Genomic DNA, 22391 nt, shown 5'->3' with positions numbered 1-22391 from the left:
TCGTATTGGCTGCCGCGCACGCCATGTCACCCACCTATGCAGTTGGCCTCGTGGTCTTTCGCCGCTTGGAGCCTGTCAGCCTTCTTGGGCGGACAACCGCGTGGCGCGTCGCCGACGGCCCGGGCGCACAAATAGGCGCTAAGGTCGTCGAGGTTGCGGTAGACGTTCTTGTTTTCGCCGAAGGCCGGCATGACGTTTTCCTTGCCTTCGTTGAGATCGAGGGCATAAACCGTATTTGGGAACGGCGTGTGGACATACATCACGTCGCCGATTACGCGACCTCGGGAGACCACAAGGGCCGACCAAGCGCTCAACTTGTTGTCTATGATGGGACGTCGCTTCCGTCAGCGTGTCACGGTTCGCCAGGTGGGCAGGAGGCACCATTGTTGCCCGTCCTCGTACCTACGGGACCCTGCCGCTCCCATTCGGCAAAGCCTTGAAGCCGGAAACCAACAAATACGATAAGCCTTTCAAAAGACGTAAGCAATAATAAATAGGTTGCTTGGTTCCGAGCAATAGAGGAAATGTCGCTCTGAAACATGACCCCTATTTGTTGCGAAGCCGCAGGCCTGGTAAGAATAGATGCGTAGCGTTTCGGATCCACCTCAGCAAAGGTTGCGGTGTTTACCGTCCGACAAGCCGCGGAATCGTCCACGGCACTCATAGATCGTTGCTTGGCTTGCTGCCACCTGCCCTGCGGTCGCGATCGTGAATCGCGGCTATGCCTGCAAGCGGGTTGCTCTATTCTCGCAGAATCCGAAGGCGAAGTCTGCAACCACGGAACCAAGGCGCGCTCAAAGCGGCGGCAAATATCCGCTGGTTTTGACAGTGCAACATGCGGGCCGCCCCACCGTGACTGCTATCGGCAGGGTGATGGCGGGCCTGCAAAGTCAGCCGGCGTCCGGAAACTTCGTCCGGAAATCCGAAACCAGATCGTCCAGTGCCTGGACGTGGCGAGCCTGGCGCGGGACGTCGACATCGAAGATGCCTCGCACATGGGCCGGCCGCGGTGACAGCACGATGACACGATCTGCCAACAGAAGCGCTTCCCGCAGATTATGCGTCACCATCAGGGCAGTGGTGGGCCTCGTCGACCACACCGTCATCAGAAGACGCCGCAATTTGTCAGCCGTCCGTTCGTCGAGCGAGGCGAAAGGCTCGTCCAGCAAAAGGATCGCAGGTTCCGTGGCAAAGGCACGCGCGAGGGCAGCGCGACGCGCAAGGCCCAGCGAAAGTTCTGAAGGATAGAGCGACCGCATTGAGGACAAGCCCAGGATGTCGAACAGCCCGTCCAAGTCCATGTCCCGCGTGCCTGAAGGCAACGCAAGGCGGACATTCTGCTCCACCGTTCGCCAAGGCAGAAGCACGGGCTCCTGGAATACCGCAGCAATGCGATTGGAGCCGCCCTTGGGCAATTGGTAGCTGCCGTAAAACGCCTGATCAAGCCCCAGCAGAATGCGCAAGGTCGTGGTTTTGCCGCAGCCGGACGGCCCAAACAAACAGGCAAATTCCCCCTGCCGCACCTCGAATGAAAGTCCACGCAGGGCATCAATGGTCACGCCCTCGGCCGACCGGAAGGTCTTCTCTGCAATGTCGACCTTAAGCGGGGCGGCGGCGCCAGCGTGTTGCATGTCGTTCAAATGGCTGCACCAGGAGGAGTTCGATCAATAGCATAATGGCAACGAAAGCCAGCGAATAGGCAAGGATGGCAGCGACATCGAATATCTGGAAGTGAAGATAGATCTGGAAGCCCACACCATTTGAACGGCCTAACAACTCGACAACGAGCACGATCTTCCAGATCAGCGCAATACCCGATCGCGATGCGGCCGCAAAATAAGGCTGCAACTGCGGCATCAGAATATGGCGGATCCTGTCGAGCGGGCTGAGGCGATAGACTTTTGCCATTTCGGCGTAACGTGGATCGAGCGCCCGCGCGCCCTCGCGCATGGTGACGACAACATTGGGTATCTTGTTGATCGCCACTGCGCTGATCGCTGCTGCTTCTGTCAGGCCGAACCAGATGTAGGCAAGAACGATGACGACCAGTGCCGGGAGATTGAGAAAAAGAACAAGCCACGGATTGAAGAAAGAATCCGCTCGCCTGTGCACGCCGAGCAAGACGCCGACGACCGATCCGACCAGCATCGCGACAACATAGGCGGCGGCGACCCGGGACAGGGTCATGGCGAGATGATAGGCAAGATCGCCGGTTGCCGCCTCCTTGACCAGCACACGCCAGACGTCGATCGGCGGCGGAAACGCCCGGCTCGGCCAGATTCCCGCCACGAGGTTCCAGAGCAGGCACAATCCGAGAAGGGATGCCAAAGCCGTTGCCGCCGGCAGAAGACCACGAGAAATGGCAGTCGCTCGTCGGCCCTCAACAGCCGCTTTTTCCCGTCCGCGTCCTGCCGTCATATCTTTAAGGCCCAGAACGTTCCCGGAGCCATCTGGCGCGCCTCACCGACAAGCTTCGCCCCACCCAGTTCGGCCAGGATTCCGTACAGCTTGGCGGCATCTTTCTCCTCCTCTGCGAGCGGCCTGTTCGGAATGCCTTCGCGGTAGCGATCGCGAAGCACCTCGAGTTCCCTGCCGTCGGCTCGCACGATCGGCGCCAGCCGCTGCCATTCTGCGTCGGACTGTGCCAGGAGCTTCTTGGCCCCGCCACTTGCCCGCAGGAAGTTCATGGCGACGTCCGGGTTTTCGTTTGCCCATTTATCATGGAAAACATAGCCGAGCGCCGAAACCGGCCCCGATGCCCCGAGTGCCTTGGCCGCATCGTCGGCACCCACGAGACGGCGGAAACCTTTTGCCTCCAGCCGGGCACAGAAATGCCAGAAATTCAGCACAGCATCGAGTTCGCCGGAAACGGCCTTTTCCGACAGCAGGGGCGGTGCGCCGAAAACGATCTCGCTTTCTCTGGTCAGGTCCATCTTGTGATCACGCCGGGCAAGGCCCTGGATTAGGAGCCAGCTCTTGTCGAGCGAGCCACCGGTCACGCCGATTTTCTTGCCGGCGAGATCGGGAATGGCACGAATGGGCGCATCCTCCTTGACCATGATGGCGCCAACCGCGGTCGAGTAAGGTGCGAGCGTCAGATCCGCACCCTGCGAACGCTGGCGCGACACCCACAGCCAATCGGAAACGATGATGTCGAGGTCGCCCGCCAACATGGCGACATTGCTGGCGTCTTCCCCCGCGAAGTAGACGATCTCCACGTCGATCCCGTTGGCCGCGTCAAACTTGTGGTACTTTATGGTGTCAAGTTCCCAATTCACTGTCCCGAACTTCAAGATGCCGACCCGGATCTTCGGCGCGGACGGTTTGGCCAATGCATGGAAGCTGAGGAGACTTGTCGCAGCAAGAACGGCTGCTCCGCAAAGCGCGCGCCTCGATATGTTCATGATGCCACCTCCCAGCCAAATGTTTGCAGCGGCGTCATATTTCCCGGCTCCCGCCGGGGAAGACGCATGTCCAACGGATGAACTTCTGTGACGGATGGCTTCCCGACCAATTTGCGATAGGTCAGGACGAGATCGACGAGGTTCAATTGAGCACCTTTCACTGCACGAAATGCGCACGCAAAAACGTCAACCGACATGCTCTGCATGCCGTCCGGTTGCCGGCTTTCACAAGGTGCCCGATGGAGAGCCGACCTAAAGGATACGCGTGCCACAGAGAAGCGTCAATCATTCCGCGAGGAACCGCGCCTGCCTGTTCGTTGAATGTGCGGCCCATGTTGATGTGCCTCCGACATGATCGCCGCCCACCGACGGCGCCGACACGGGCGGTCCCCGGAAACTTGCCGATACAGCTGCGTCACGGCATGCAGGAGCCGACTATACACAGACATTTATGGAGTAGGCTCACGCGATTTGAACCGGGGCCACCTTTAGAACAGCAACGGGAGCTCAACATTGAGCACCGGCTTTCCCGCGCACCATTGAAACTCCAACCATTTGACTACAATGCGGAAAATCACGCGGTCGCCGTCAGTTCTTCTACTCGCTTGAGGTTGAGAACCGCCTTGATCGGCAGGTGGTCGGAGGCGACGCGGGCGAGCGGTGTATCATGCGCCTCGACATTCGTCAGCACACCCTTGCGGTTCGACATGATGCGATCGAGCGCCAAGATCGGCAGGCGCGCCGGAAAGCTTGCGACGGCCGGGGGCTGGGCCTCAAAAGCGGATTGAAGCGTGTTGAGTGAGGACCGGTCGCCGAGCCGCCATTCGTTGAGGTCGCCAAGCAGAACGGTCGTCGCTTCGCTTCGATCGGCCATGAGCTCGACCAGCATCTGTGCCTGGCGCGCCCGCGAGTGGCGCAGAAGCCCGAAATGGGCAGCGATGATGCGGAGCTCTCCGCCATTTTCCAGTTCGAGTTCCGCTACAAGCGCCCCGCGCGGTTCAAGGCCCGGCAATTTAATCTGGTGCACGTCGCGCACCAGCCCTTTCTTGAAGAGCACGACATTGCCGTGCCAGCCGTGTGCCTTCGACATGCCCGAAACCGGAACCGGAATAAGCCCCGTCTCGCGCTCCAGGCGCGTCAAATCAAGAATCCCGGTTCGCTCCCCGAAGCGCGTATCGGCCTCCTGCAGGGCAATCACGTCAGCGCCGATTTCGTGGATAACCCGGCTCGTCCGCTCGGGATCGCAGCGCCTGTCGGCTCCGACGCATTTATGGACGTTGTATGAAGCAATCAGCGTGCCTTCGGCCCGCGGCTTTGCCGCAGCCAGCACGGCTTCCAGCCGTTTTTTCCGGTTGCGGATCGAGGCGAGAATGCTGGCGGGGAGGTTGTCTTTCCTGGCATGCATCGAAGTCAACACGCGCTCCGTTGATCGAAAACGGCTCCGGTTCGGAGTATAGGCCCACGGGTAAAACTTGCCATGCTTCTATCCAAGAAAATCAAAGATAAGGCGAACCCAGCCACAGGATCTTTTCAACAAGCCGCACCGGGAAAGGCCGCGACCGCAGGCTCTCCAATGTCACCGGGGCTGCAGATTTCAGCATCTCGTCGATATGCTCGTCGATCTCCGCCGCAAACCCCTCGTTCAGAACTTCGAGATCCACCTCGAAATTCAGCCTGAGCGAACGCGGATCAAGATTGGACGAACCGACATAGGTCCAGACGCCATCAACTGTCAGCAGCTTCGAGTGGCTGAAGCTGCCGGTCGAACGCCAGATGCGGCAGTAATTTTTGAGGATTTGGTCGAACTGTGCCGTCATCGCCCGATCGACGAGGACAAGGTTGTTGACGGCCGGGACGATGATATCGACCTCGACGCCACGCCGTGCGGCTGTCGTCAGCGCGCTAATCAGCTCGCGATCCGGCAGGAAATAGGGCGACATGACGCGGATCGATTGCCGGGCAACGGAAAAGGCGCCCATCAGCATCTTGTGATTCGTCTCGATGCTGCGGTCCGGTCCGGACGCGACGACGCGCATGAGAACCGGATCGCCGGGCTGGCGTTCAGGCGCTTCGATCCGCCACGCCTCTGCGTTCAGAACCTCGCCTGTCGTGAAGCGCCAGTCCTCGGCTGCGACATCAAAGAGATCGGCAACGACCGAACCCGTTACCGAGAAATGGGTATCGCGCGCAAAATCATCCCCCGTCATCGCCTGGCTGAAACCCTGGCGTATATTCATGCCGCCCGTCAGTGCCATACGCCCGTCGACGATGATGATTTTGCGGTGCGTGCGGAGATTTGCATAAGGTAACCGCAGGCCCATGATGACATTGCCGTTGAAGACTGAAACCGTCACCCCACCGTCGGCGAGATATCCAAGGATACTGGGCACCGAGTATCGAGCCCCGACGGCATCGATCAGCACGCGCACCTCGACGCCGCGTTTTGCCGCCGCAATCAGCGCATCGGCGATGCGCAGGCCGATCTCGTCGCGATCGAAAATATAAGTCTCAAGCAGAACGCTCTGCTCAGCCCCGTCGATCGCGGCCTTCATGGCTGCGTAGGCATCATCACCCGTTTCCAGCATGTCGATCGAATTGCCGGTCGTCAGCGGATAGCGGGCGACGCGATCGCCGAGCGTTTGCAAAGCTGCAAAGCGCCGCCCATAATTGCTGATGATCGCCTCCGGCTCCGCATCGAAACTTTCAAGCTCATCAAGGTCGGCCGCCGGCAGCAAGGCATCGCGGCGCAGGCTCAGGGATTTGCGGCGAATGCGGTTGATCCCGGCGATCGCGTAAAGTACTGCGCCGATAATCGGAGACAGGATGATAACGCCGACCCAGCCAATTGCGGCGCGTACCTCTTCCTTCGTCATGGCCGCATGGATTGCCGCGGCGGTCCCCATGCCAAGGGATATGACGAAAAGGATATGCGGCCAATAGGTCGATATGAGATAAAACATTGGAGGAAGATATAGCTGGAAAGCGGCGGCGTTCAATTCGCCACCGCTCCCTCAAAACGCGAAAATCTCCGCGCTGCTATTTTACCAGCCGAGGATCGATCGCAAACACCACAGAACCGGATGCAAGCTTGCCATCTCCCGGCTGATCAACGTTGCGGCCGAGGCGATTAAAGATTGCCGCACCGTCGAAAGCCGGCACGGCGAGCGGAGTATCGGCCAGGTTGGCACGAAGCTCCAGCTTGCTGGTGCCAAAGGTCCAGTCGATTGCCAGCGCCCCATCGACGCTTTCCAACGCCGTGCTTGCGACGCGTCCCGGCTTCTTCAACAACGGCACGACATAGCTGTGCCGCAGGCCGATGAGCTCGCGTACATAAGTCTTCCAGCGTATGCCTTCGTCACTGTCGAGCCGCTGCCATTGAAGCTTTGAATGCGCAAAGGTCGAGACTGCGTTCGGATCCGGCAAATCGTCCGGTGTCTTGCCTTCCTTCAGACCACCGAAACCTACCGCTTCCGCCGCCCGCCCTTTGCGGACAATCTCGCCAAGTTCGCCGTCGTAGTCGCTGAAGAAGTGAAACGGCTGCGTCTCGCCGTACTCCTCCCCCATGAAGAGGAAGGGGACCTGGGGCGAGAGAATCAAGATCGCGGCCATCATCTCGACGATGTCGGGACGTGCAAGGCTGACCAAGCGCTCGCCGAAGGCACGGTTGCCAACTTGGTCGTGGTTCTGGAGAAAGTTGATGAAGGCCTGCGGCGGGAGATAGACCCGCTCACCCTTCGGCACTTCAGGCGGATTGCCACGGTCTGGAAACACAAAGCCGTGCTGCATCGCGAGTCTCGTCTTTTCCCAAAGATCGGATGCAAAGGGCCGATAGTGGCCGTCGGTTTCGCCGGTCGCGATGATGTGAGTGACGTGATGGAAGTCATCGTTCCATTCCGCTGTAAAGGTCTTGACCCTTCCGCCGCCGTCCCGCTCGAGCAAGCTCACGAGATTGCGCTGATCCTCGACGACGAGATGGACCGCTCGATCGGCAAAGGCGTTGCCGACTTCCGCCGACAGCTGCTTGAGGATATGCTGCTTCGACGTATCGTAAATCTGCTCCACCGCATCGAGCCGCAGGCCATCGAGCCGGAATTCGCCGATCCAATAGAGTGCATTATCGACGAAGTAACGGCGCACCGGCTCCTGTCCGAAATCGATCGCCGCACCCCACGGCGTATCGCGATCGAAGCGGAAGAACTCGGGCGCATACCCGTGCAAGTAGTTTCCATCCGGGCCGAAATGGTTATAGACAACGTCGAGCAGCACCATGAGGCCGTGGCCATGTGCTGCGTCGATGAATGCCTTGAAGTCGGCCGGCGTTCCGTAAGCTGAATGCGGGCCATAGTGCAGGACGCCGTCATAGCCCCATCCGCGCGTTCCTGAAAATTGCGCGACGGGCATGACTTCGATTGCCGTACAGCCCATCTCGGCGAGATGGCCGAGTTTTTCAGCGGCCGCCTTGAAGGTGCCCTCCCCTGTGAAGGCGCCGACATGGATTTCGCTGATCACCGCCTCTTCCCAGGGCCTTCCCTTCCAGGCGTCATTCACCCACTGATAGGAAGGCTCCACGATCAGCGACGGACCGTGCACATCACCGGCCTGCGCCCGAGAAGCAGGGTCGGGCACGGCGCTGCCATCTCCAAGAACGAAGGCATATGCGTCGCCCACCTTTGCCTCTGCAACCGTCAGTTCAAACCAGCCGTCGGCGGACCGGTTCATAAGCCTGTCTTTCCCGCACGAACGGAGTGTCATGTTCTTTTGCCCCGGCGCCCAGATGCGAAAATCGACGCCGTTCGCCCCGATCTTAGGACCCCAGCTTTTTTGGCCTTGCGCCGCAGAGCCTGCTTTCGAAACCTGATGCATAAATTGCCCCTGACCGACATGAGTGCTTAAAACTCCTCTTCAAAGGCATGAAGGGCGCTACTTGTTCCCAGGCTGGAACAAACACCGCGTGGATCGGTTGCAGATGAAGGCGAAAGAAGGAAGTCTCCATGACCATCGTGCCCAAATTCGGTCCGGCCTTCACACTTGAGAATGCAGAGGCAAAAGGCCTCGATCAATTGAAGCGGCAGGCCGAACACTGCACGCGTTGTGACCTTTACAAGAACGCCACTCAGCTCGTCTTCGGCGAAGGCCCGCCCACGGCCGAGATCGTGCTGGTTGGCGAGCAGCCCGGAGACAGGGAAGACCTGGCGGGCAAGCCCTTTGTCGGCCCGGCTGGACGCCTGCTCGATCAGTGTCTGAAAGAGGCGGGCCTCGACCGCTCCCGCTGCTACGTCACCAATGCCGTCAAGCACTTCAAATTCGAGCTGCGCGGCAAGCGCCGAATGCATTCCAAGCCAAATGCCGGAGAGATCCAGCGCTGCGCGTGGTGGCTTGGTGCCGAGCTCGATATTCTGCAGCCGAAACTCGTCGTTGCGCTGGGTGCCACAGCACTTTATTCGCTGCTCGGCGCTAAAGTGAAGGTCACCGCCGAGCGGGGCCATGTTCTTCAGCCGGCCAACCATCCTCCGGTTCTGGTGACCATTCATCCTTCTTACCTTCTGCGCATTCGTGACGAGGAAGATGCCCGCGCAAACCGCGAGCATTTCGTGCAGGATCTGGCCAAGGCCGTAGCATTTCAGGTCGGTTGACCGGCATTTTATGCTGCATTGCAGAATTTATTTTGCATCGTGTCAAAATTCTTCTTGAATATCCCCGCTTCCTCTGGAACCATCGGCCCAGTCTAGCGTTTGACTGCGGGATGATGTGACTGGAGATCAGCGATGACAGAAACTCGGGAAGAGTGGATTAAAAAACGTGCATACGCCCTCTGGGAAGAAGAGGGACATCCTACCGGACGAGATTCCATACATTGGGAGCAGGCAAAGAAAGAGCGTGAAAAGCTCGAAGGCTCTGCTGCGTCGAAGGACGGCAAGGAAGTCAAGACCAGGGGCAAACGCACCGCACCCCCCGGGACGAAAAGCAACGGCGCTGCAAAGCCGGCTCCGAAGCGTGCCGTCAGCCGCAAGTCTGCCTGACCGCATTCGATATTTGAGTTTCAAGATGCGGACGCTGCGCCAGCTGCGCCCGCAGCTGTTGTCATATGACTGAATTAATTGCGCTTTAGGGTGTCTGTAAAGCGTGGAACGTTCTGACGTGAGGGACAGATCGGCCGAAGACCCTAAAAGCGGTGTCCGCTTCAAAAAAGGCTGCAAAACGGCCAGCAATGGCGGAACCAATTTTCTCGTCGGCTGTTAATGGCGAAAATGGGAGGCCTGCCATGAATAGGGGTTACTTCGACACTATTCTCGTTTCGCTTATCGTGGCGGGTTGCTACATTTTGATCGCGCCGTTGTGAGGGCGGAGATGCTGATTTTATCACTCGCCGCGTTTCTCTACCTCGTCCTTGCGCTCGGTCTCGTCGTCGCAATCGACAACATGGTTGGCCTTGTCTTCCGCGAAACCCGCTCGCAGTCCTTCCGCCTGTTTAATTTCGGCAAGGCATTGTCCGGTTTCCAACGGCTTTCTCGCAAATAGCACAGCCGAAAGTCCAGATCGGTAGCCTTGCTTCTTCAACGTTAAGGTTATTTCGAAAATCCTCTTTCCGAACGCCCAAAGGCCTCTATTTTGCCTTTGGCAGATGGCCTGAATTCCCGAGCGAATTCGCCTCGTTGCGGCCCGATTATGAAGGCGGTTTGAATGACCCGACGCGAAGACGGCGTTTGGCCGAAGGGTGGCGGAAATATCGGCGAAATACTACGCAATGCCGACTTCAGCGTTTCAGGCCTTGGGCCTGTGAAGGGCTGGCCTGTTTGTCTCAGGTATATTGTCGAAGTTGTATTGAATTCGCGCCAGCCGAAATTCGTCGCCTGGGGGCCCGACCTTGCCTTCATCTACAACGACGCCTACGTGCCCATATTCCCGGATCGTCATCCAGGCGCGCTGGGCAAACCCTTCACTGAAGTCTGGAGCGATATCTGGCCGCAATTCGAACCGATCGTCCATGCCACGCTCCAAGGCGAATCTCATACTTTCGAGGAATTACTCATTCCGATGCGGCGGGACGGACGCACGGAGGACACCTGGTTCACCTTTTCCTACACGCCGCTTCGCGACGAAAAAGGCGCAATTGGCGGTCTGCTTTGTGCGACCATGGAAGTTTCGGCGCAAGTCATCGCCAAGCGGCGCGAGCGTCACGCGCTTGAAGAGCTGCGGTCGAAGTCCGACGCACTTTCGATCGTCAATGCAGCCGGTGCTGCAATCACGGCCGAACTCAATATCGATCGTCTGACACAGATTGCCGTTGATGCCGGCGTGGCATTGACGGGAGCGGAATTTGGCGCCTTCTTTTATAACGTCGATGACGGAGAAGGCGGAAGCTACATGCTCTACGCGCTTTCGGGCGTCGAGCGGAAGAACTTCGAAAAATTTCCGATGCCGCGCAATACGAAGGTCTTCGCGCCGACCTTCACCGGCGAAGGTGTCGTGCGTTCCGACGATATCCTACTTGACCCCCGTTACGGGCAGAACGCTCCTTATGCCGGCATGCCAAACGGCCACCTGCCGGTACGAAGTTATCTCGCAGTGCCGGTAAAATCCCGCAGCGGGGCAGTCATCGGCGGCCTCTTTTTCGGCCACGCGCAGCCCGGCCGCTTCACCGGTGCGGCGGAGGCGAGCCTTGTCAGCCTTGCCGGTCAGGCGGCCGTCGCAATCGACAATGCCCGGCTGCTGCACGCTGCCGACGTGGAGATCGCCCGGCGCAGCAGCATTGAAAGCCAACTGCGTAGACTCAACGAAACGCTGGAACTGCGCGTTGCCAATGAGATCGCCGAGCGCCAACAGGCCGAGGCTGCCCTGCAGCAATCACAGAAAATGGAGTCGATTGGCAAGCTCACGGGCGGTGTCGCCCATGATTTCAACAATCTGCTGCAGGTCATCTCCGGCAATCTCCAACTCCTGGGAAAGGACGTCCCGAACGATGGTCGCGCCAAGGAGCGGATTTCAAACGCACTTGCCGCCGTAGAGCGCGGCTCACGGCTGGCAAACCATTTGCTCGCCTTCGGCCGTCGTCAGGCGCTGGAGCCGAAGGTCATCAATATGGGTCGTCTCGTGACCGGCATGGATGATATGCTTCGCCGCGCGCTGGGCGAGGAGGTCGAAATCGAAACCATGGTTTCCGGGGGCCTCTGGAACACCTTTGCCGATCCGGTCCAGATTGAGAATGCGGTTCTTAACCTCACCATCAATTCGCGCGACGCGATGGAAGGATCCGGTAAGCTGACAATCGAGGTGGGTAATGCATTTCTCGACGATTCCTATTGCCGGATCCATCCGGAAGTGACTGCTGGTCAGTATGTCGTGCTCGCCGTTACCGATAGCGGGTGCGGGATGCCGCCGGAGGTCATGGTGCAGGCCTTCGAGCCCTTCTTCACCACCAAACCCGAAGGCAGGGGCACTGGCCTCGGGCTTTCGATGGTCTACGGCTTCGTCAAGCAATCCGGCGGACATGTGAAGATCTACAGCGAGGTTGGAGAAGGAACGACGATCAAGCTCTATCTGCCTCGTTCGTTCCAGACCGAGGACCGCGTGGCCAGCAACGAGGCACCACCATCGGTCGGCGGCACGGAAACCATCCTCGTCGCGGAGGACGACGACGGCGTGCGGGCCACCGTCGTCGAGATGCTGACCGATCTCGGCTATTACGTCTTGAAGGCCCGCGATGCGCAGAGCGCACTCACCGTTATCGAAAGCGGTGCGCATATCGATGTGCTCTTTACGGACGTCGTCATGCCCGGTGCGTTGAAGAGCCCCGAGCTCGCGCGCATGGCGCGCCAACGCCTGCCGAACATCGCAGTTCTCTATACCTCCGGCTACACGGAAAACTCGATCGTCCATGGCGGCCGCCTCGACCCCGGCCTTGAACTTCTCTCCAAGCCCTATACGCGGGAGGCGCTTGCGCGAAAGATCCGCCTGGTGCTTGCTCACAATGCCCACCGCCTCCATGCTACGGCCGGACCGGCCGACATCCCAGGTACCACACCCCCGGAGATCACGCATGCCAAACTCAAGCTGTTGCTGGTGGAGGACGATGCATTCATCCGCATGGACACGGCAGAAATACTTCACGACCTGGGTTATGAGGTGATCGATGTCGAAAGCGGGGAACAGGGTGTCGAGATCCTGGTGCATACAAAGATCGATATCATCGTCGCCGATGTCGGCTTGCCGGGCATGTCAGGACCCGCCTTCGCTGCCAAGGCAAGAGAAGTACTGCCATCCGTTGGGTTGGTATTTGCCACAGGAAACAGCGAGCTTCCGGACGCCAGCCGTTTCTCCGGCTCGGTCCTGCTGTCGAAACCCTTCAGCAGCAGAGCCCTCGACCTGGCTGTGAAGACCGCGACCCAGCAAAGGCCAATCGCTTAGCTGCACCAAGCATGCTCCTCCTGCGTCTAAATCCAGGCATGACTCCGGAACTTTTTGCAGGGCCTCGCGGTTCAATCTCTTTCCAAACAAGAGGAGGCAAATATGCCAAGAGGTGACAAGTCCACGTATACGGACAAGCAGAAACGCAAGGCAGAGCACATCGAGGAAGGATACGAGGGACGTGGCGTTTCCGAGAAAGAGGCGGAACGCCGGGCCTGGGCTACCGTCAACAAGGAAAGCGGCGGCGGCAACAAGTCCGGTTCGGGTCGCGGAAAGAAAGACACGCACGCAGCCTCTGAAAAAGGCGGTCGCAAAGGCGGCGCGGCATCGGCATCCCGCTCCGCAACCGAGCGTTCGGCATCCGCCAAGAAGGCAGCCGCGACGCGCAAGCGCCACGAAAATCAAGCCCATCACTGATATTGGAATGGCGCGCCTCCAAAGTGCGCCGTTCTGATCGAGCAGGTTCCGATGACCAAGGCGAAAAGGAGATGGTCGCAAGCGGTGAGCGAGCACAGCGACGCCATGGACCTCAAGGAAGGCGTTTTCAAATCCGACGATCCTAGGAAGATCGCCGCTTCGATCAAACACTCCACGGAGGCGAGCCGCCGCCGAAAATCTGGCCCCTTTCGCTCGGCCATGTCGATGCTGAGCTTCTATATCTACCGCGCCGGCGACCAGTTGACGAAGAAGAAAAAGAACACACTTGAACAGGCAAAGGAAGAACTGCGGAACGATTTCGGCCGCGAAACCAAGCGCTGAGGGAATGGATGGCATACGAGCTATATTACTGGGACGGCATCCAGGGACGGGGGGAATTCGTCCGCCTGTCGCTGGAGGAGGCGCGCACCGAGTATGTGGACGTCGCACGCGCATCCGGCAGCAGCCGGGGAACCAGCGCAATGATGAGCATCATGCGGAGCGGCTCAGAACCGCATATCCCGTTTGCGCCTCCCTTTTTGAAAGATGGCGACCTCATCATCCCGCACGTTGCCAATATCCTGCTTTATCTCGGGCCGAAGCTTGGTCTGGCGCCTAAGGAGGACGGCTTGCGCTACGTGTTGAACGGCTTGCAACTGACGATTACCGATTTCGTCGCCGAGGTGCATGACACGCACCATCCGATCGCCACCTCGCTCTACTATGAAGATCAGAAGGACGAGGCAAAGGCGCGCTCGGCCGAATTTATCAAGGAGCGCATCCCGAAATTCCTCGGTTATTTCGAACGGGTGCTGCAGCAGAACCCTCAAGGCCCGCAACATATCCTCGGCGATGCGCTGACCTATGTCGACCTCTCGCTCTTTCAGATCATTGAGGGCCTGAACTATGCCTTCCCCAAGGGCATGGCAGGTCATCAGACGAAATACCCGGCGCTATCGGCCCTTCATGATGCAGTGGCCAGGCGCCCGAACATCGCCGCCTACCTGAAATCGAAGCGGCGCATCGCTTTCAACGAGGATGGCATTTTCCGGCACTATCCGGAACTCGACAAGGCGGCTTAAGGAGACGGCCATGGCGCGGCAGACTTTCTGGAAAGGTTATCTCAAGCTGTCGCTCGTCACGGCGTCAGTCTCGCTGACGCCGGCCACGACCGAGAGCAATAAGGTCCGCTTCCATGTTCTCAATCGCAAGACCAGCAACCGGGTCGAAAGCCGCTATGTCGACAGCGTCACCCATAAGGCCGTGTCCGGAAAGGAACAGGTCAAGGGTTATCCGAAGGGCGAGGACGATTACGTCATTCTCGAAGACGACGAGATCGAGGAGGTCGGGCTCGAAAGCACCCGTACCATCGACGTCGATACTTTCGTGCCGCGCGGGTCGATCGATTGGATCTGGTACGACAAGCCGCATTTTCTGGCGCCGGAGGACAAGGTCGGTACAGAGGCCTTCTGCGTCATTCGCGAAGCAATGAGGGCAAACAACGTGGTTGGCATCGCAAGGCTGGTGCTCTATCGCCGTGAAAGGGCGGTGCTTCTCGAGCCTCAAGGCAAGGGCATCATTCTTTGGACGTTGCATTACGGCAACGAGGTCCGAGAGCCGGTCGCGCACCTCGATTTCGATACCAAAGTCGACAATCAGGTGCTCACCATGATGAAGCGCCTTATCAAGGAAGAGACGAAAGAGTGGAATGTCTCTATGGTGCAGGATCCGATTCAGAAGCGGCTGAAGACAATGATCCGCAACAAGACGAAGAGCCTCAAGCAGGCTGCGCCCGCAAAGAAACGGCCCGCTGTCAAATCGACCGGCAATGTCATCAATATCATGGACGCCCTGAAGAAGAGCTTGGCCGCCGAAGGCGAAAAACCGAGATCGCCGAGATCTCACTGAGGGCAGCGGCCATTTCCGGCCCCAAATCGTCGTAAACGGAACGGCGCGCCCGCCATTCTTCACTAATCTGTTCGAAGCAGCCGGCATGGAGAGGAGCCATGTTCGGTTGGTCACATTTTCAACGGAGGAGATGAAAATGAGCAAGAACCGAGGCGTCGTCTATTTGCGGCCCGGCAAGGTCGAGGTCCGCGACATCGACGATCCGAAACTGGAAGCGCCCGATGGCCGCCGCATCGAACACGGCGTCATCCTGAAGGTAATCTCCACCAATATCTGCGGCTCCGACCAGCATATGGTCCGCGGCCGCACCACAGCCATGCCCGGTCTCGTTCTCGGCCACGAAATTACCGGTGAGATCATCGAAAAGGGCGTCGATGTCGAAATGCTAAGCGTCGGCGATATCGTTTCCGTGCCCTTCAACGTTGCCTGCGGCCGCTGCCGCTGCTGCAAAGCCCAGGACACCGGCGTCTGCCTGACGGTCAACCCTTCGCGCGCTGGCGGGGCTTATGGCTATGTCGACATGGGCGGGTGGATTGGCGGCCAAGCCCGCTACGTCATGATCCCCTACGCCGATTTCAATCTGCTGAAACTTCCCGATCGCGACAAGGCAATGGCGAAGATCCGCGATCTCACCATGCTTTCCGATATCCTTCCGACGGGCTTCCATGGCGCAGTGCGCGCCGGCGTCGGCGTCGGGTCGACGGTCTATGTCGCAGGCGCGGGTCCCGTCGGCATGGCCGCTGCCGCTTCTGCCCGCATCCTTGGCGCGGCCGTTGTCATGATCGGCGATTTCAACAAGGATCGGTTGGCCCACGCCGCCAAGGTTGGCTTTGAACCGATCGACCTTTCCAAGAGCGACCGCCTCGGCGACATGATCGCTCAGGTCGTCGGCACCAATGAGGTGGACAGCGCCATCGACGCCGTCGGCTTCGAAGCCCGCGGTCATTCGGGCGGCGAGCAGCCGGCAATCGTGCTCAACCAGATGATGGAGATTACCCGTGCGGCCGGTTCGATCGGCATTCCGGGCCTCTACGTCACCGAAGATCCAGGCGCCGTCGACAATGCCGCAAAGCACGGCAACCTCTCGCTCCGTTTCGGCCTCGGCTGGGCAAAGGCCCAATCCTTCCACACCGGCCAGACGCCTGTCCTAAAATACAACCGCCAGCTGATGCAGGCGATCCTCCACGACCGCCTTCCGATTGCCGACATCGTCAATGCCAAGGTGATCTCACTGGAAGATGCTGCGCAAGGCTATGAGAGCTTCGACCAGGGAGCCGCCACCAAGTTCGTTCTCGACCCGCACGGTGAGGTTGCGAAGGCAGCCTAGTTGATGGAACCAACGCGTTGTCAGTCTCTCCTCAACAGGAGAGGCTGACGGCCAGGCGCTAACGCTTCATCTTTTTCTCAAGCGGCTTTGCTGCCGCAAAGAACCCGCCCCATGGGTCGTTCGGCAGCGCGTCGAGCCGCGGCGGCGTGTTGTCGATGGTGAAATGGGCCGGGCCGATGTCGGCGGTGAGTTCGGTCCATTCCAGCGGCATCGACACGGCCGCTCCCGGCCGAGCACGCGTCGAATAGGCGGCGACTGCGGTATTGCCGCGGCCATTGCGCAGGTAGTCGATGAAGATCTTGCCGGTGCGTTCGGCTTTCGTCGCCTTTGCGATGTAGCGGTCCGGGCTTTCTGCGGCCATGGAGTCCGCCAGCCGTTTCGCAAAGGCCTTCACCTCCGCCCAACCTGCTTTTGGCTTCAGTGGCGTGACCACATGCAGACCCTTGCCGCCGGAGGTCTTGACGAAGCCGGCAAGTCCTTCGTCCTCCAGGCGCTCTTTGATCTCGCGGGCAGCAGCGATGACATTATCCCACGCAACCTCGCCGCCCGGATCGAGGTCCATGGTTATCATGTCCGGTTTCTCCCAACTGTCCGTCGTCGCGCCCCAGGGATGAATTTCGAGCACAGCCGATTGAACGAGGGCCACCAAACCATCGAAATCGGCAATGCGCAGCAACTTTTCTCCGCCCCTGTCCTTCGGATCCGTGATCTGTTCGATATTCTCGTTCATGCCCTTCCAGGCGTGTTTCTGAAAGAAACGCTGATGTCCTTCAATGCCGTCTGGCAGACGCAGCAGAGCCAAAGGACGATTGACCACGTACGGCTCCATGAAGCGCCAGACCTGCGCGTAATAATTGGCAAGTCCTTCCTTGGTAACGCCTTCGTCCGGCCAGTAAACGCGATCCGGATGGGTCAGCGTCACTTGCGATTTCGGCAGGCTTTTTGCGGTCGTCTTTTCCATCTCGCGCACCACGTCCTTCGCCAGTTCCTCGCGCAACCGCGGAAAGCGGCGCGCGGCAGGTTACCATCGGCAGACCACGCGCGAAACTCCACCTCCGCGCCAAGCGCCAGTCATAATGCGGCCGCGTGGCATCGTGCTTTTGAATGACGAAACTGTTTCTCCGACTGCGGCCTTTGGCGCCGCGCGGTTCAGGGGTGATCCTGAAGTTGCGTTTTGCCTGACAGGTCTCGTGCGCCATGGTCAGCCAGCTTTCTTGCCGCGGCTATCGGAGGCAGGGCGCTGCGCCGTGCCTTTCGCAGGCGCTTTCTTTTCACTCAACTTGGCACTCTGGCGCAGCGCCTCCATCAGATCGACAACCTTGCCCTCCGGCTTCGGCTTCCTCTTCGGCAGTGCCCTTCCCTCGACCTTGGCCTTCACCAATTCCGTCAGCGCCGCCTCGTAGCGATCCTCGTATTCGCTCGGCTCGAACACGCCCTTCTTCGTAGCGATGATATGACCGGCAAGCTCAAGCATCTCCTTGTCGAATTTGATGTCCGGAATGTCCTTGAAGATCGGATCGGCAGAACGAACCTCGTAGTCGAAGTTCAACATCGTCGCGATGACGAAATCCTCACGCGGGCGGATCAGCAGGGTCCGGTTGCGCCGGAAGAGTACGGCCTCGGCAAGCGCTGCCACCTTGTTTTCACGCATGCTCCTCGCAATCAGGCGCAGCGCCTCTTCGTCATTCTCATCGACAGGTGCAAGATAGTAAGGACGGTCGAAATAGAGCTTGTCGATTTCATCGAGAGAAATGAAGCTCTGGACGTCCATGACCTTGTCGCTCTCGGGCATGACATTGGCAATCTCGTCGCCTTCGATGACAATGTATTCGCCATTGTCCATCCGGTAACCCTTGACCTGATCCTCGCGCTCCACAGGCCTGCCGGTCTCGCTGTCCACGAACTGACGCTCGACGCGATGGCCGGTCTTCCGGTTGATGATATTGAAGGAGAGCCGGTCCGATGCGGAAATTGCCGTATAAAGCCCGACGGCGCAGACAAGGTCGCTGATCTTCAGATGACCTTTCCAGCTTGCCCGCGCTGCCATCCCCGTCTCCTGCGTATCGATCAGAGCCTGCTTCCGCTCTTGTCCGTTTCAAGCGGCACGAATCGCCAGCCGCCGCCCGGAGCCGGAAAAGCCAGCGTAGCGTCGCCGTCGCCGATCTTCTGGCGGGACGCTGCGCGTTTGGCGTGATTGATCGCTTCTTCGACGGTCGCATAGGTTTCGGAAAGCGTGCCACCGAGCTTGTATGCCCAGCCTTCGTCATGCGGCACAATCTGATAGGTAATGTCGACCATGATCCTGTCCTCTCTTCAGTCGTCATCGCGTGGCGCTGCTTTGCGGCGCTCATCCAAGGCGATAATTTTTTCGACGGATGCGATATCGTCGCTGGTAACGGGCCGCACGGGGTCCGCGGCGATCGCTTCGAGCACTTCGTCTGAAAGCGCGCCGTTGCGAATTGCCCATTCCAATGTTTCCCGCGTTTCCCGCTCTGCCCTCAGCTGAGCATAGAGTGCCACGATCAGCCGGTCGCGGGGATCGAACTCGCTCTTCGGCGCCATGTTCCGGATGTTCGGCATGCAGGTGGCCCTTCAAGATTTCTCCTGATCAAAGCTTTTCAACTGATTACAGCCCGAAAAGTTCCGATATTTCAGCACCAAAGCGCGACTGGGCGATGCTTGGCTACGAATGACCTGTCCTTGGAGGGGCAGGTGCCCTGAACAAAGTCCATGATGGAATCGAGTTTTCCGGCAAAAAGTCACAAGATGCAGCATGCTCGGAAACGAATGGAGGCGGGATGCGGTCTGGCTCGCCTTCAGATCCGAGTCCCTGCCATCCTTCGGCGCCTGCCGACACGCAACCGCTTCCTGAGCGGCACTGAAGCCGAGGCGCCGCAGTCCAGGATCTCGAAGTCGTGAGGCGCTCGTGGCAACAGTCGACGTTCTTCGTGAACACAGCCCCCCAATGAGTTCAATTCGAGGGGCTGCACGATCTGGCAAGCCCAAGCCAGAAAATGGAGCCGTTATTCGCGTTGGAAAAACTGGCCGTCCTCGGATGGCCCCGCAGCTCCGGTTCAACGAGCCTAAGCATCCGTCTGTTAGGAATTTGTTGACCATAAAGTGGTTCTACTGAGCGCGACGGATGCGGACCTTCCGCACGTCGACGAGTGTTTTTGTGTGAGACGGGATTGTTCGTGTCGAAATATCCAGTGAAAGGGCTCTGGGGTGGAGCATCGGACGGCGCGGTCGCCGCACTCCTTTCGCGTGCAGGACGGCTCGTCACGCATGCCATCCTGCGAGCTCTGCTCGCGCTCTCCGCGCTTATCGGTTCTGCATCTTTTGCCACCGCGGAAGATCGTACGCTGAAGCTGTTCTTTACTCATACGGGCGAGAGGGCGACGATTACCTACAAGCGCGACGGAAGGTTCGATCCAAAGGGCCTGTCCCAGATAAACCGGTTTCTGCGCGACTGGCGAAGGAACGAGCCGACCCGGATGGATCCCCGGCTCCTTGACCTGGTCTGGGAAGTGTACAAGCGCAGCGGCGCGAAGGACTACATCCACATCGTCTCCGCCTACCGTTCTCCGGCCACCAATAACATGCTCCGCAACCGTTCGCGCAGTACGGGCGTCGCCAAGAAGAGCCAGCACATGCTTGGCAAGGCGATGGACTTCTACGTTCCAGGTGTGAAGCTCTCGACGCTGCGTGCACTTGCAATGCAGATGCAGGCCGGTGGTGTCGGATATTATCCGACATCGGGATCGCCGTTCGTGCATCTCGACGTCGGCAACGTCCGGGCTTGGCCCCGCATGTCTCGGCAAGAACTTGCTCGAATATTTCCGAACGGGCAGACGATGCATCTGCCAGCCGATGGCCGGCCGCTGCCGGGATATATCCAGGCGGTTGCGAACTATAGGAAGCGCGCCGGCGCCGCCTCGGCCCAGATCGCCAGCACCCCTGGAGAAGACGATGACGCAGGAACCTCGGGCCGCGATACGATAGACAATAGCCTCGTGACGGCGCTCCTGCCCACGCCGCGAAGCCGCGCATTGAATGCGCTGGCCTTGCAGACCGACGCGGTCGATCGTGACGACGAACGGTCCTCCCTGGATCTTTCATCGTTCCCGATCCCGATACCGGCAGTGCGGCCAGCCGACTTGGGGGCCGACGCCAAGCGGGAGATTGCTTCGATTGGCCCAATCGGCGTGCTTCCGGATAAACGGACACCTGCATTGCCGACCTATAGCGGCTTCAAACCGTTCGCCGCCGCTCATCGCGCCTCACAAGAGGACGCGAACATGATCGCCTCCCTGCCATTGACCGCCTCCTGGGAGGAGGCAGATCTATTCGGATCGATTTCAGACGCGGCGCTGATGAATTGGGCGTTGCATCCCCCGGGCGCGGTGATTGGAATGAGAGCGCCTCGCGTTTCCCGCCGCACGGTTCATCATGATCCGGATGCCGCATCCGGTACGAACATCATTCCGGTCGCCGCCACCGGCCGGTTCGACGCCGACCGGTTTGCCTCACCCCCCGAGGGCTAAGCCCATTCGTCATCGCGGCGGCTTTGATCCTCCGAAGGTCTTCCCCGTCGGCCCCTTGCTTCGGAGATCGGCCCGCCCTCTGAAACTGCAGGAAGGCCGATATCCATATCCTTCTTCCACCTTCCCCGTCGAATTCCGGAAAAGACTGGGATAAGAAGTGACTGCCGCTGTCTCTGACTTCCCGGCAAAGAGCCACCTCGATGCACCGCGCGATGCCGCCCCGGAAGACAAGACATGTATGATACCAAACCTGTCCCAGTCCTCTTGACCGCCTGCCACGCCTGCGAGGCGTCGTGCTGGCTGCCGTGATGATCCTGATCGCGATCGATCAGCGGCTGCGTGCAGACGGCGCTGGACGATCTCGGCGACGCTGCTCCTCGGATCTCGACCAAGACAATGGCGGAGATGCGCAAGAAGAAAATGTCGCCTCAAAGCCCGGTGCTCGTTCGGACCTTCAAGGAGGAGAGCGAGCTCGAGGTGTGGAAGCAGGACGCCACGGGGCGTTATCGCCTGCTGAATCCTTCCCATATGTCGGTGGTCGGGCAAGCTCGGACCGAAGAAGACCGACGGCGACCGCCAAGCTCCCGAAGGCTTCTATTCGGTCAGCAAGAGCATGCTGAACCCTAGGTTACAGTACTACCTTTCCTTCAACCTGGGCTATCCCAACAGGCTCGAATCCGCCCTTGGATATGGCGGCACGGCGCTCATGGTACATGGTGCGTGCTCCTCCCCCGGCTGCTATGCGATGACTGACCAGGGCGTCGGCGAGATCTATGCCATCGTCAGTGCCTCGCTGGGCGGCGGCCAAACGTCAGTCCAGGTTCAGGCGCTCCCCTTCCGTATGACCGCGAAAAACATGGCCGAACACAGGAGCGACCCCAATTTCGCATTCTGGAAGACATTGAAGTCGGGATATGACGCCTTCGAGGCGACGAGGACAGAACCCAGGATTTCCGCATGTGGGGAAAATACGTCGCTAACGCCGAGTTTCAGGGAGGCGATCCAGACGATCCGCTGGCCGCGTGCCCTGCGCGCATCGACACCCCCGATCCTGCAGTCGCCGCCAGGATAAAGACGGAAGATGCCAAGCTTGCCGCGCTGCTAGAAAAGGACGGCCCTTCTCATTTGACAGCCTATGTCGACGGCGGCATGCACCCAAGCTTTCGAGCGCTTCTCAAGCAGAGCGGCCCTAAAAAGCTGGCAGAGAAGATCTCCAACATCGACTATCCCGTAAGCCGGCCGGATGCAGCACTGGCTGACCTTACGAAAAGGACTGATTTCAGCCGTAGTCTCGCTTGTCATACCCCCGAAAGTATTGCGCAACGGCGAACGGCCTATTTCGTCGCCACCTCCGAGGCTCGTCTCGTTTTGGACGAGATGGGTCCG

General features: G+C 59.3%; 20 protein-coding genes and 2 pseudogenes. 11 read left to right on the top strand and 11 right to left on the bottom strand.

The window, feature by feature from the left end; translation table 11 throughout:
* Positions 1-26: 26 nt before the first annotated feature.
* The 7 genes from RGR602_RS27810 to treZ all read right to left on the bottom strand — a co-directional run bounded on the left by RGR602_RS27810 (position 27) and on the right by treZ (position 8267).
* Positions 27-314: a PQQ-binding-like beta-propeller repeat protein gene (locus RGR602_RS27810; RefSeq protein ID WP_133938326.1), complete on the bottom strand. Its 288-nt coding sequence runs from the start codon at positions 312-314 to the stop codon at positions 27-29.
* 576 nt (positions 315-890) lie between these two features.
* Positions 891-1631, bottom strand: a complete 741-nt coding sequence (locus RGR602_RS27805) for an ABC transporter ATP-binding protein (RefSeq protein ID WP_040115258.1) — start codon at positions 1629-1631, stop codon at positions 891-893.
* The gene (locus tag RGR602_RS27800) at positions 1600-2418 is read right to left on the bottom strand and encodes an ABC transporter permease (protein WP_052451776.1); all 819 of its coding nucleotides are present in this window, start codon (positions 2416-2418) and stop codon (positions 1600-1602) included. The genes RGR602_RS27805 and RGR602_RS27800 overlap by 32 nt, the downstream gene beginning before the upstream one ends.
* Positions 2415-3404, bottom strand: coding sequence for an ABC transporter substrate-binding protein (locus tag RGR602_RS27795; protein WP_040115256.1), 990 nt, complete (start codon positions 3402-3404; stop codon positions 2415-2417). The genes RGR602_RS27800 and RGR602_RS27795 overlap by 4 nt, the downstream gene beginning before the upstream one ends.
* Positions 3405-3978: 574 nt before the next feature.
* Positions 3979-4809, bottom strand: a complete 831-nt coding sequence (locus tag RGR602_RS27785; RefSeq protein ID WP_040115253.1) for an endonuclease/exonuclease/phosphatase family protein — start codon at positions 4807-4809, stop codon at positions 3979-3981.
* A 91-nt stretch (positions 4810-4900) separates the two neighbouring features.
* Entirely contained in the window at positions 4901-6364 is a 1464-nt protein-coding gene (locus tag RGR602_RS27780; protein WP_040116528.1) for a phospholipase D-like domain-containing protein, read from the bottom strand.
* 76 nt (positions 6365-6440) lie between these two features.
* Complete coding sequence (treZ, locus tag RGR602_RS27775; protein ID WP_040115251.1) at positions 6441-8267, bottom strand: malto-oligosyltrehalose trehalohydrolase; 1827 nt, start codon at positions 8265-8267, stop codon at positions 6441-6443.
* 128 nt (positions 8268-8395) lie between these two features.
* Here treZ and RGR602_RS27770 point away from each other — a divergent pair, with 128 nt between their 5' ends.
* The 9 genes from RGR602_RS27770 to fdhA all read left to right on the top strand — a co-directional run bounded on the left by RGR602_RS27770 (position 8396) and on the right by fdhA (position 16461).
* Positions 8396-9037, top strand: a complete 642-nt coding sequence (locus tag RGR602_RS27770; RefSeq protein WP_040115249.1) for a UdgX family uracil-DNA binding protein — start codon at positions 8396-8398, stop codon at positions 9035-9037.
* A gap of 132 nt (positions 9038-9169) precedes the next feature.
* Positions 9170-9424, top strand: a complete 255-nt coding sequence (locus RGR602_RS27765; protein WP_040115247.1) for a DUF2934 domain-containing protein — start codon at positions 9170-9172, stop codon at positions 9422-9424.
* Between the two features lie 328 nt (positions 9425-9752).
* On the top strand, positions 9753-9923 hold the full coding sequence (locus RGR602_RS37720) for a hypothetical protein (RefSeq protein ID WP_166677361.1): 171 nt from the start codon (positions 9753-9755) through the stop codon (positions 9921-9923).
* A gap of 162 nt (positions 9924-10085) precedes the next feature.
* Positions 10086-12809: a hybrid sensor histidine kinase/response regulator gene (locus RGR602_RS27760; RefSeq protein WP_040115246.1), complete on the top strand. Its 2724-nt coding sequence runs from the start codon at positions 10086-10088 to the stop codon at positions 12807-12809.
* A gap of 102 nt (positions 12810-12911) precedes the next feature.
* Positions 12912-13226 carry a hypothetical protein gene (locus tag RGR602_RS27755; RefSeq protein ID WP_040115245.1) on the top strand — a complete coding sequence of 105 codons (315 nt, stop codon included), beginning with the start codon at positions 12912-12914 and terminating at the stop codon, positions 13224-13226.
* A 51-nt stretch (positions 13227-13277) separates the two neighbouring features.
* The gene (locus tag RGR602_RS27750) at positions 13278-13568 is read left to right on the top strand and encodes a DUF3175 domain-containing protein (RefSeq protein ID WP_040115244.1); all 291 of its coding nucleotides are present in this window, start codon (positions 13278-13280) and stop codon (positions 13566-13568) included.
* A gap of 8 nt (positions 13569-13576) precedes the next feature.
* Positions 13577-14308, top strand: coding sequence for a glutathione S-transferase (locus RGR602_RS27745; protein WP_040115242.1), 732 nt, complete (start codon positions 13577-13579; stop codon positions 14306-14308).
* A 10-nt stretch (positions 14309-14318) separates the two neighbouring features.
* Positions 14319-15134, top strand: a complete 816-nt coding sequence (gene ku / locus RGR602_RS27740; RefSeq protein ID WP_040115240.1) for a non-homologous end joining protein Ku — start codon at positions 14319-14321, stop codon at positions 15132-15134.
* A 136-nt stretch (positions 15135-15270) separates the two neighbouring features.
* On the top strand, positions 15271-16461 hold the full coding sequence (fdhA, locus tag RGR602_RS27735; RefSeq protein WP_022716611.1) for a formaldehyde dehydrogenase, glutathione-independent: 1191 nt from the start codon (positions 15271-15273) through the stop codon (positions 16459-16461).
* A gap of 58 nt (positions 16462-16519) precedes the next feature.
* Here the strand turns inward: fdhA and ligD are convergent.
* The 4 genes and pseudogenes from ligD to RGR602_RS27715 all read right to left on the bottom strand — a co-directional run.
* Positions 16520-17526, bottom strand: a pseudogene (gene ligD / locus RGR602_RS27730) (non-homologous end-joining DNA ligase); the annotation flags it as partial.
* Positions 17527-17662: 136 nt separating this feature from the next.
* Positions 17663-18508 carry a non-homologous end joining protein Ku gene (gene ku, locus RGR602_RS27725; RefSeq protein ID WP_040115238.1) on the bottom strand — a complete coding sequence of 282 codons (846 nt, stop codon included), beginning with the start codon at positions 18506-18508 and terminating at the stop codon, positions 17663-17665.
* A 20-nt stretch (positions 18509-18528) separates the two neighbouring features.
* Positions 18529-18759, bottom strand: coding sequence for a DUF2188 domain-containing protein (locus tag RGR602_RS27720; protein ID WP_040115236.1), 231 nt, complete (start codon positions 18757-18759; stop codon positions 18529-18531).
* A 15-nt stretch (positions 18760-18774) separates the two neighbouring features.
* Positions 18775-19041, bottom strand: a complete 267-nt coding sequence (locus RGR602_RS27715) for a hypothetical protein (RefSeq protein ID WP_040115234.1) — start codon at positions 19039-19041, stop codon at positions 18775-18777.
* 608 nt (positions 19042-19649) lie between these two features.
* Between RGR602_RS27715 and RGR602_RS27705 the strand changes: the two genes are divergently transcribed.
* Together RGR602_RS27705 and RGR602_RS36520 are read left to right on the top strand one after the other, a co-directional pair.
* Positions 19650-21005: a DUF882 domain-containing protein gene (locus RGR602_RS27705; RefSeq protein ID WP_040115231.1), complete on the top strand. Its 1356-nt coding sequence runs from the start codon at positions 19650-19652 to the stop codon at positions 21003-21005.
* A gap of 327 nt (positions 21006-21332) precedes the next feature.
* Positions 21333-22265: pseudogene (locus RGR602_RS36520) on the top strand (hypothetical protein); the annotation flags it as partial.
* Positions 22266-22391: the final 126 nt, after the last annotated feature.

The organism is Rhizobium gallicum bv. gallicum R602sp, assembly GCF_000816845.1.
Lineage (GTDB): Bacteria > Pseudomonadota > Alphaproteobacteria > Rhizobiales > Rhizobiaceae > Rhizobium > Rhizobium gallicum.
Note: the sequence above shows the minus strand (reverse complement) of the source record. Positions and strands in the feature narration are given on the sequence as shown.

Coding starts and splice junctions, on each gene's coding strand:
- RGR602_RS27750 (WP_040115244.1), top strand. CDS start 13,278: ATGACCAAGGCGAAAAGGAGATGGTCGCAAGCGGTGAGCGAGCACAGC.
- RGR602_RS27800 (WP_052451776.1), bottom strand. CDS start 2,418: ATGACGGCAGGACGCGGACGGGAAAAAGCGGCTGTTGAGGGCCGACGA.
- RGR602_RS37720 (WP_166677361.1), top strand. CDS start 9,753: ATGCTGATTTTATCACTCGCCGCGTTTCTCTACCTCGTCCTTGCGCTC.
- RGR602_RS27770 (WP_040115249.1), top strand. CDS start 8,396: ATGACCATCGTGCCCAAATTCGGTCCGGCCTTCACACTTGAGAATGCA.
- RGR602_RS27755 (WP_040115245.1), top strand. CDS start 12,912: ATGCCAAGAGGTGACAAGTCCACGTATACGGACAAGCAGAAACGCAAG.
- RGR602_RS27805 (WP_040115258.1), bottom strand. CDS start 1,631: ATGCAACACGCTGGCGCCGCCGCCCCGCTTAAGGTCGACATTGCAGAG.
- ku (WP_040115240.1), top strand. CDS start 14,319: ATGGCGCGGCAGACTTTCTGGAAAGGTTATCTCAAGCTGTCGCTCGTC.
- RGR602_RS27765 (WP_040115247.1), top strand. CDS start 9,170: ATGACAGAAACTCGGGAAGAGTGGATTAAAAAACGTGCATACGCCCTC.
- treZ (WP_040115251.1), bottom strand. CDS start 8,267: ATGCATCAGGTTTCGAAAGCAGGCTCTGCGGCGCAAGGCCAAAAAAGC.
- RGR602_RS27760 (WP_040115246.1), top strand. CDS start 10,086: ATGACCCGACGCGAAGACGGCGTTTGGCCGAAGGGTGGCGGAAATATC.
- RGR602_RS27715 (WP_040115234.1), bottom strand. CDS start 19,041: ATGCCGAACATCCGGAACATGGCGCCGAAGAGCGAGTTCGATCCCCGC.
- ku (WP_040115238.1), bottom strand. CDS start 18,508: ATGGCAGCGCGGGCAAGCTGGAAAGGTCATCTGAAGATCAGCGACCTT.
- RGR602_RS27720 (WP_040115236.1), bottom strand. CDS start 18,759: ATGGTCGACATTACCTATCAGATTGTGCCGCATGACGAAGGCTGGGCA.
- fdhA (WP_022716611.1), top strand. CDS start 15,271: ATGAGCAAGAACCGAGGCGTCGTCTATTTGCGGCCCGGCAAGGTCGAG.
- RGR602_RS27795 (WP_040115256.1), bottom strand. CDS start 3,404: ATGAACATATCGAGGCGCGCGCTTTGCGGAGCAGCCGTTCTTGCTGCG.
- RGR602_RS27745 (WP_040115242.1), top strand. CDS start 13,577: ATGGCATACGAGCTATATTACTGGGACGGCATCCAGGGACGGGGGGAA.
- RGR602_RS27785 (WP_040115253.1), bottom strand. CDS start 4,809: ATGCATGCCAGGAAAGACAACCTCCCCGCCAGCATTCTCGCCTCGATC.
- RGR602_RS27780 (WP_040116528.1), bottom strand. CDS start 6,364: ATGTTTTATCTCATATCGACCTATTGGCCGCATATCCTTTTCGTCATA.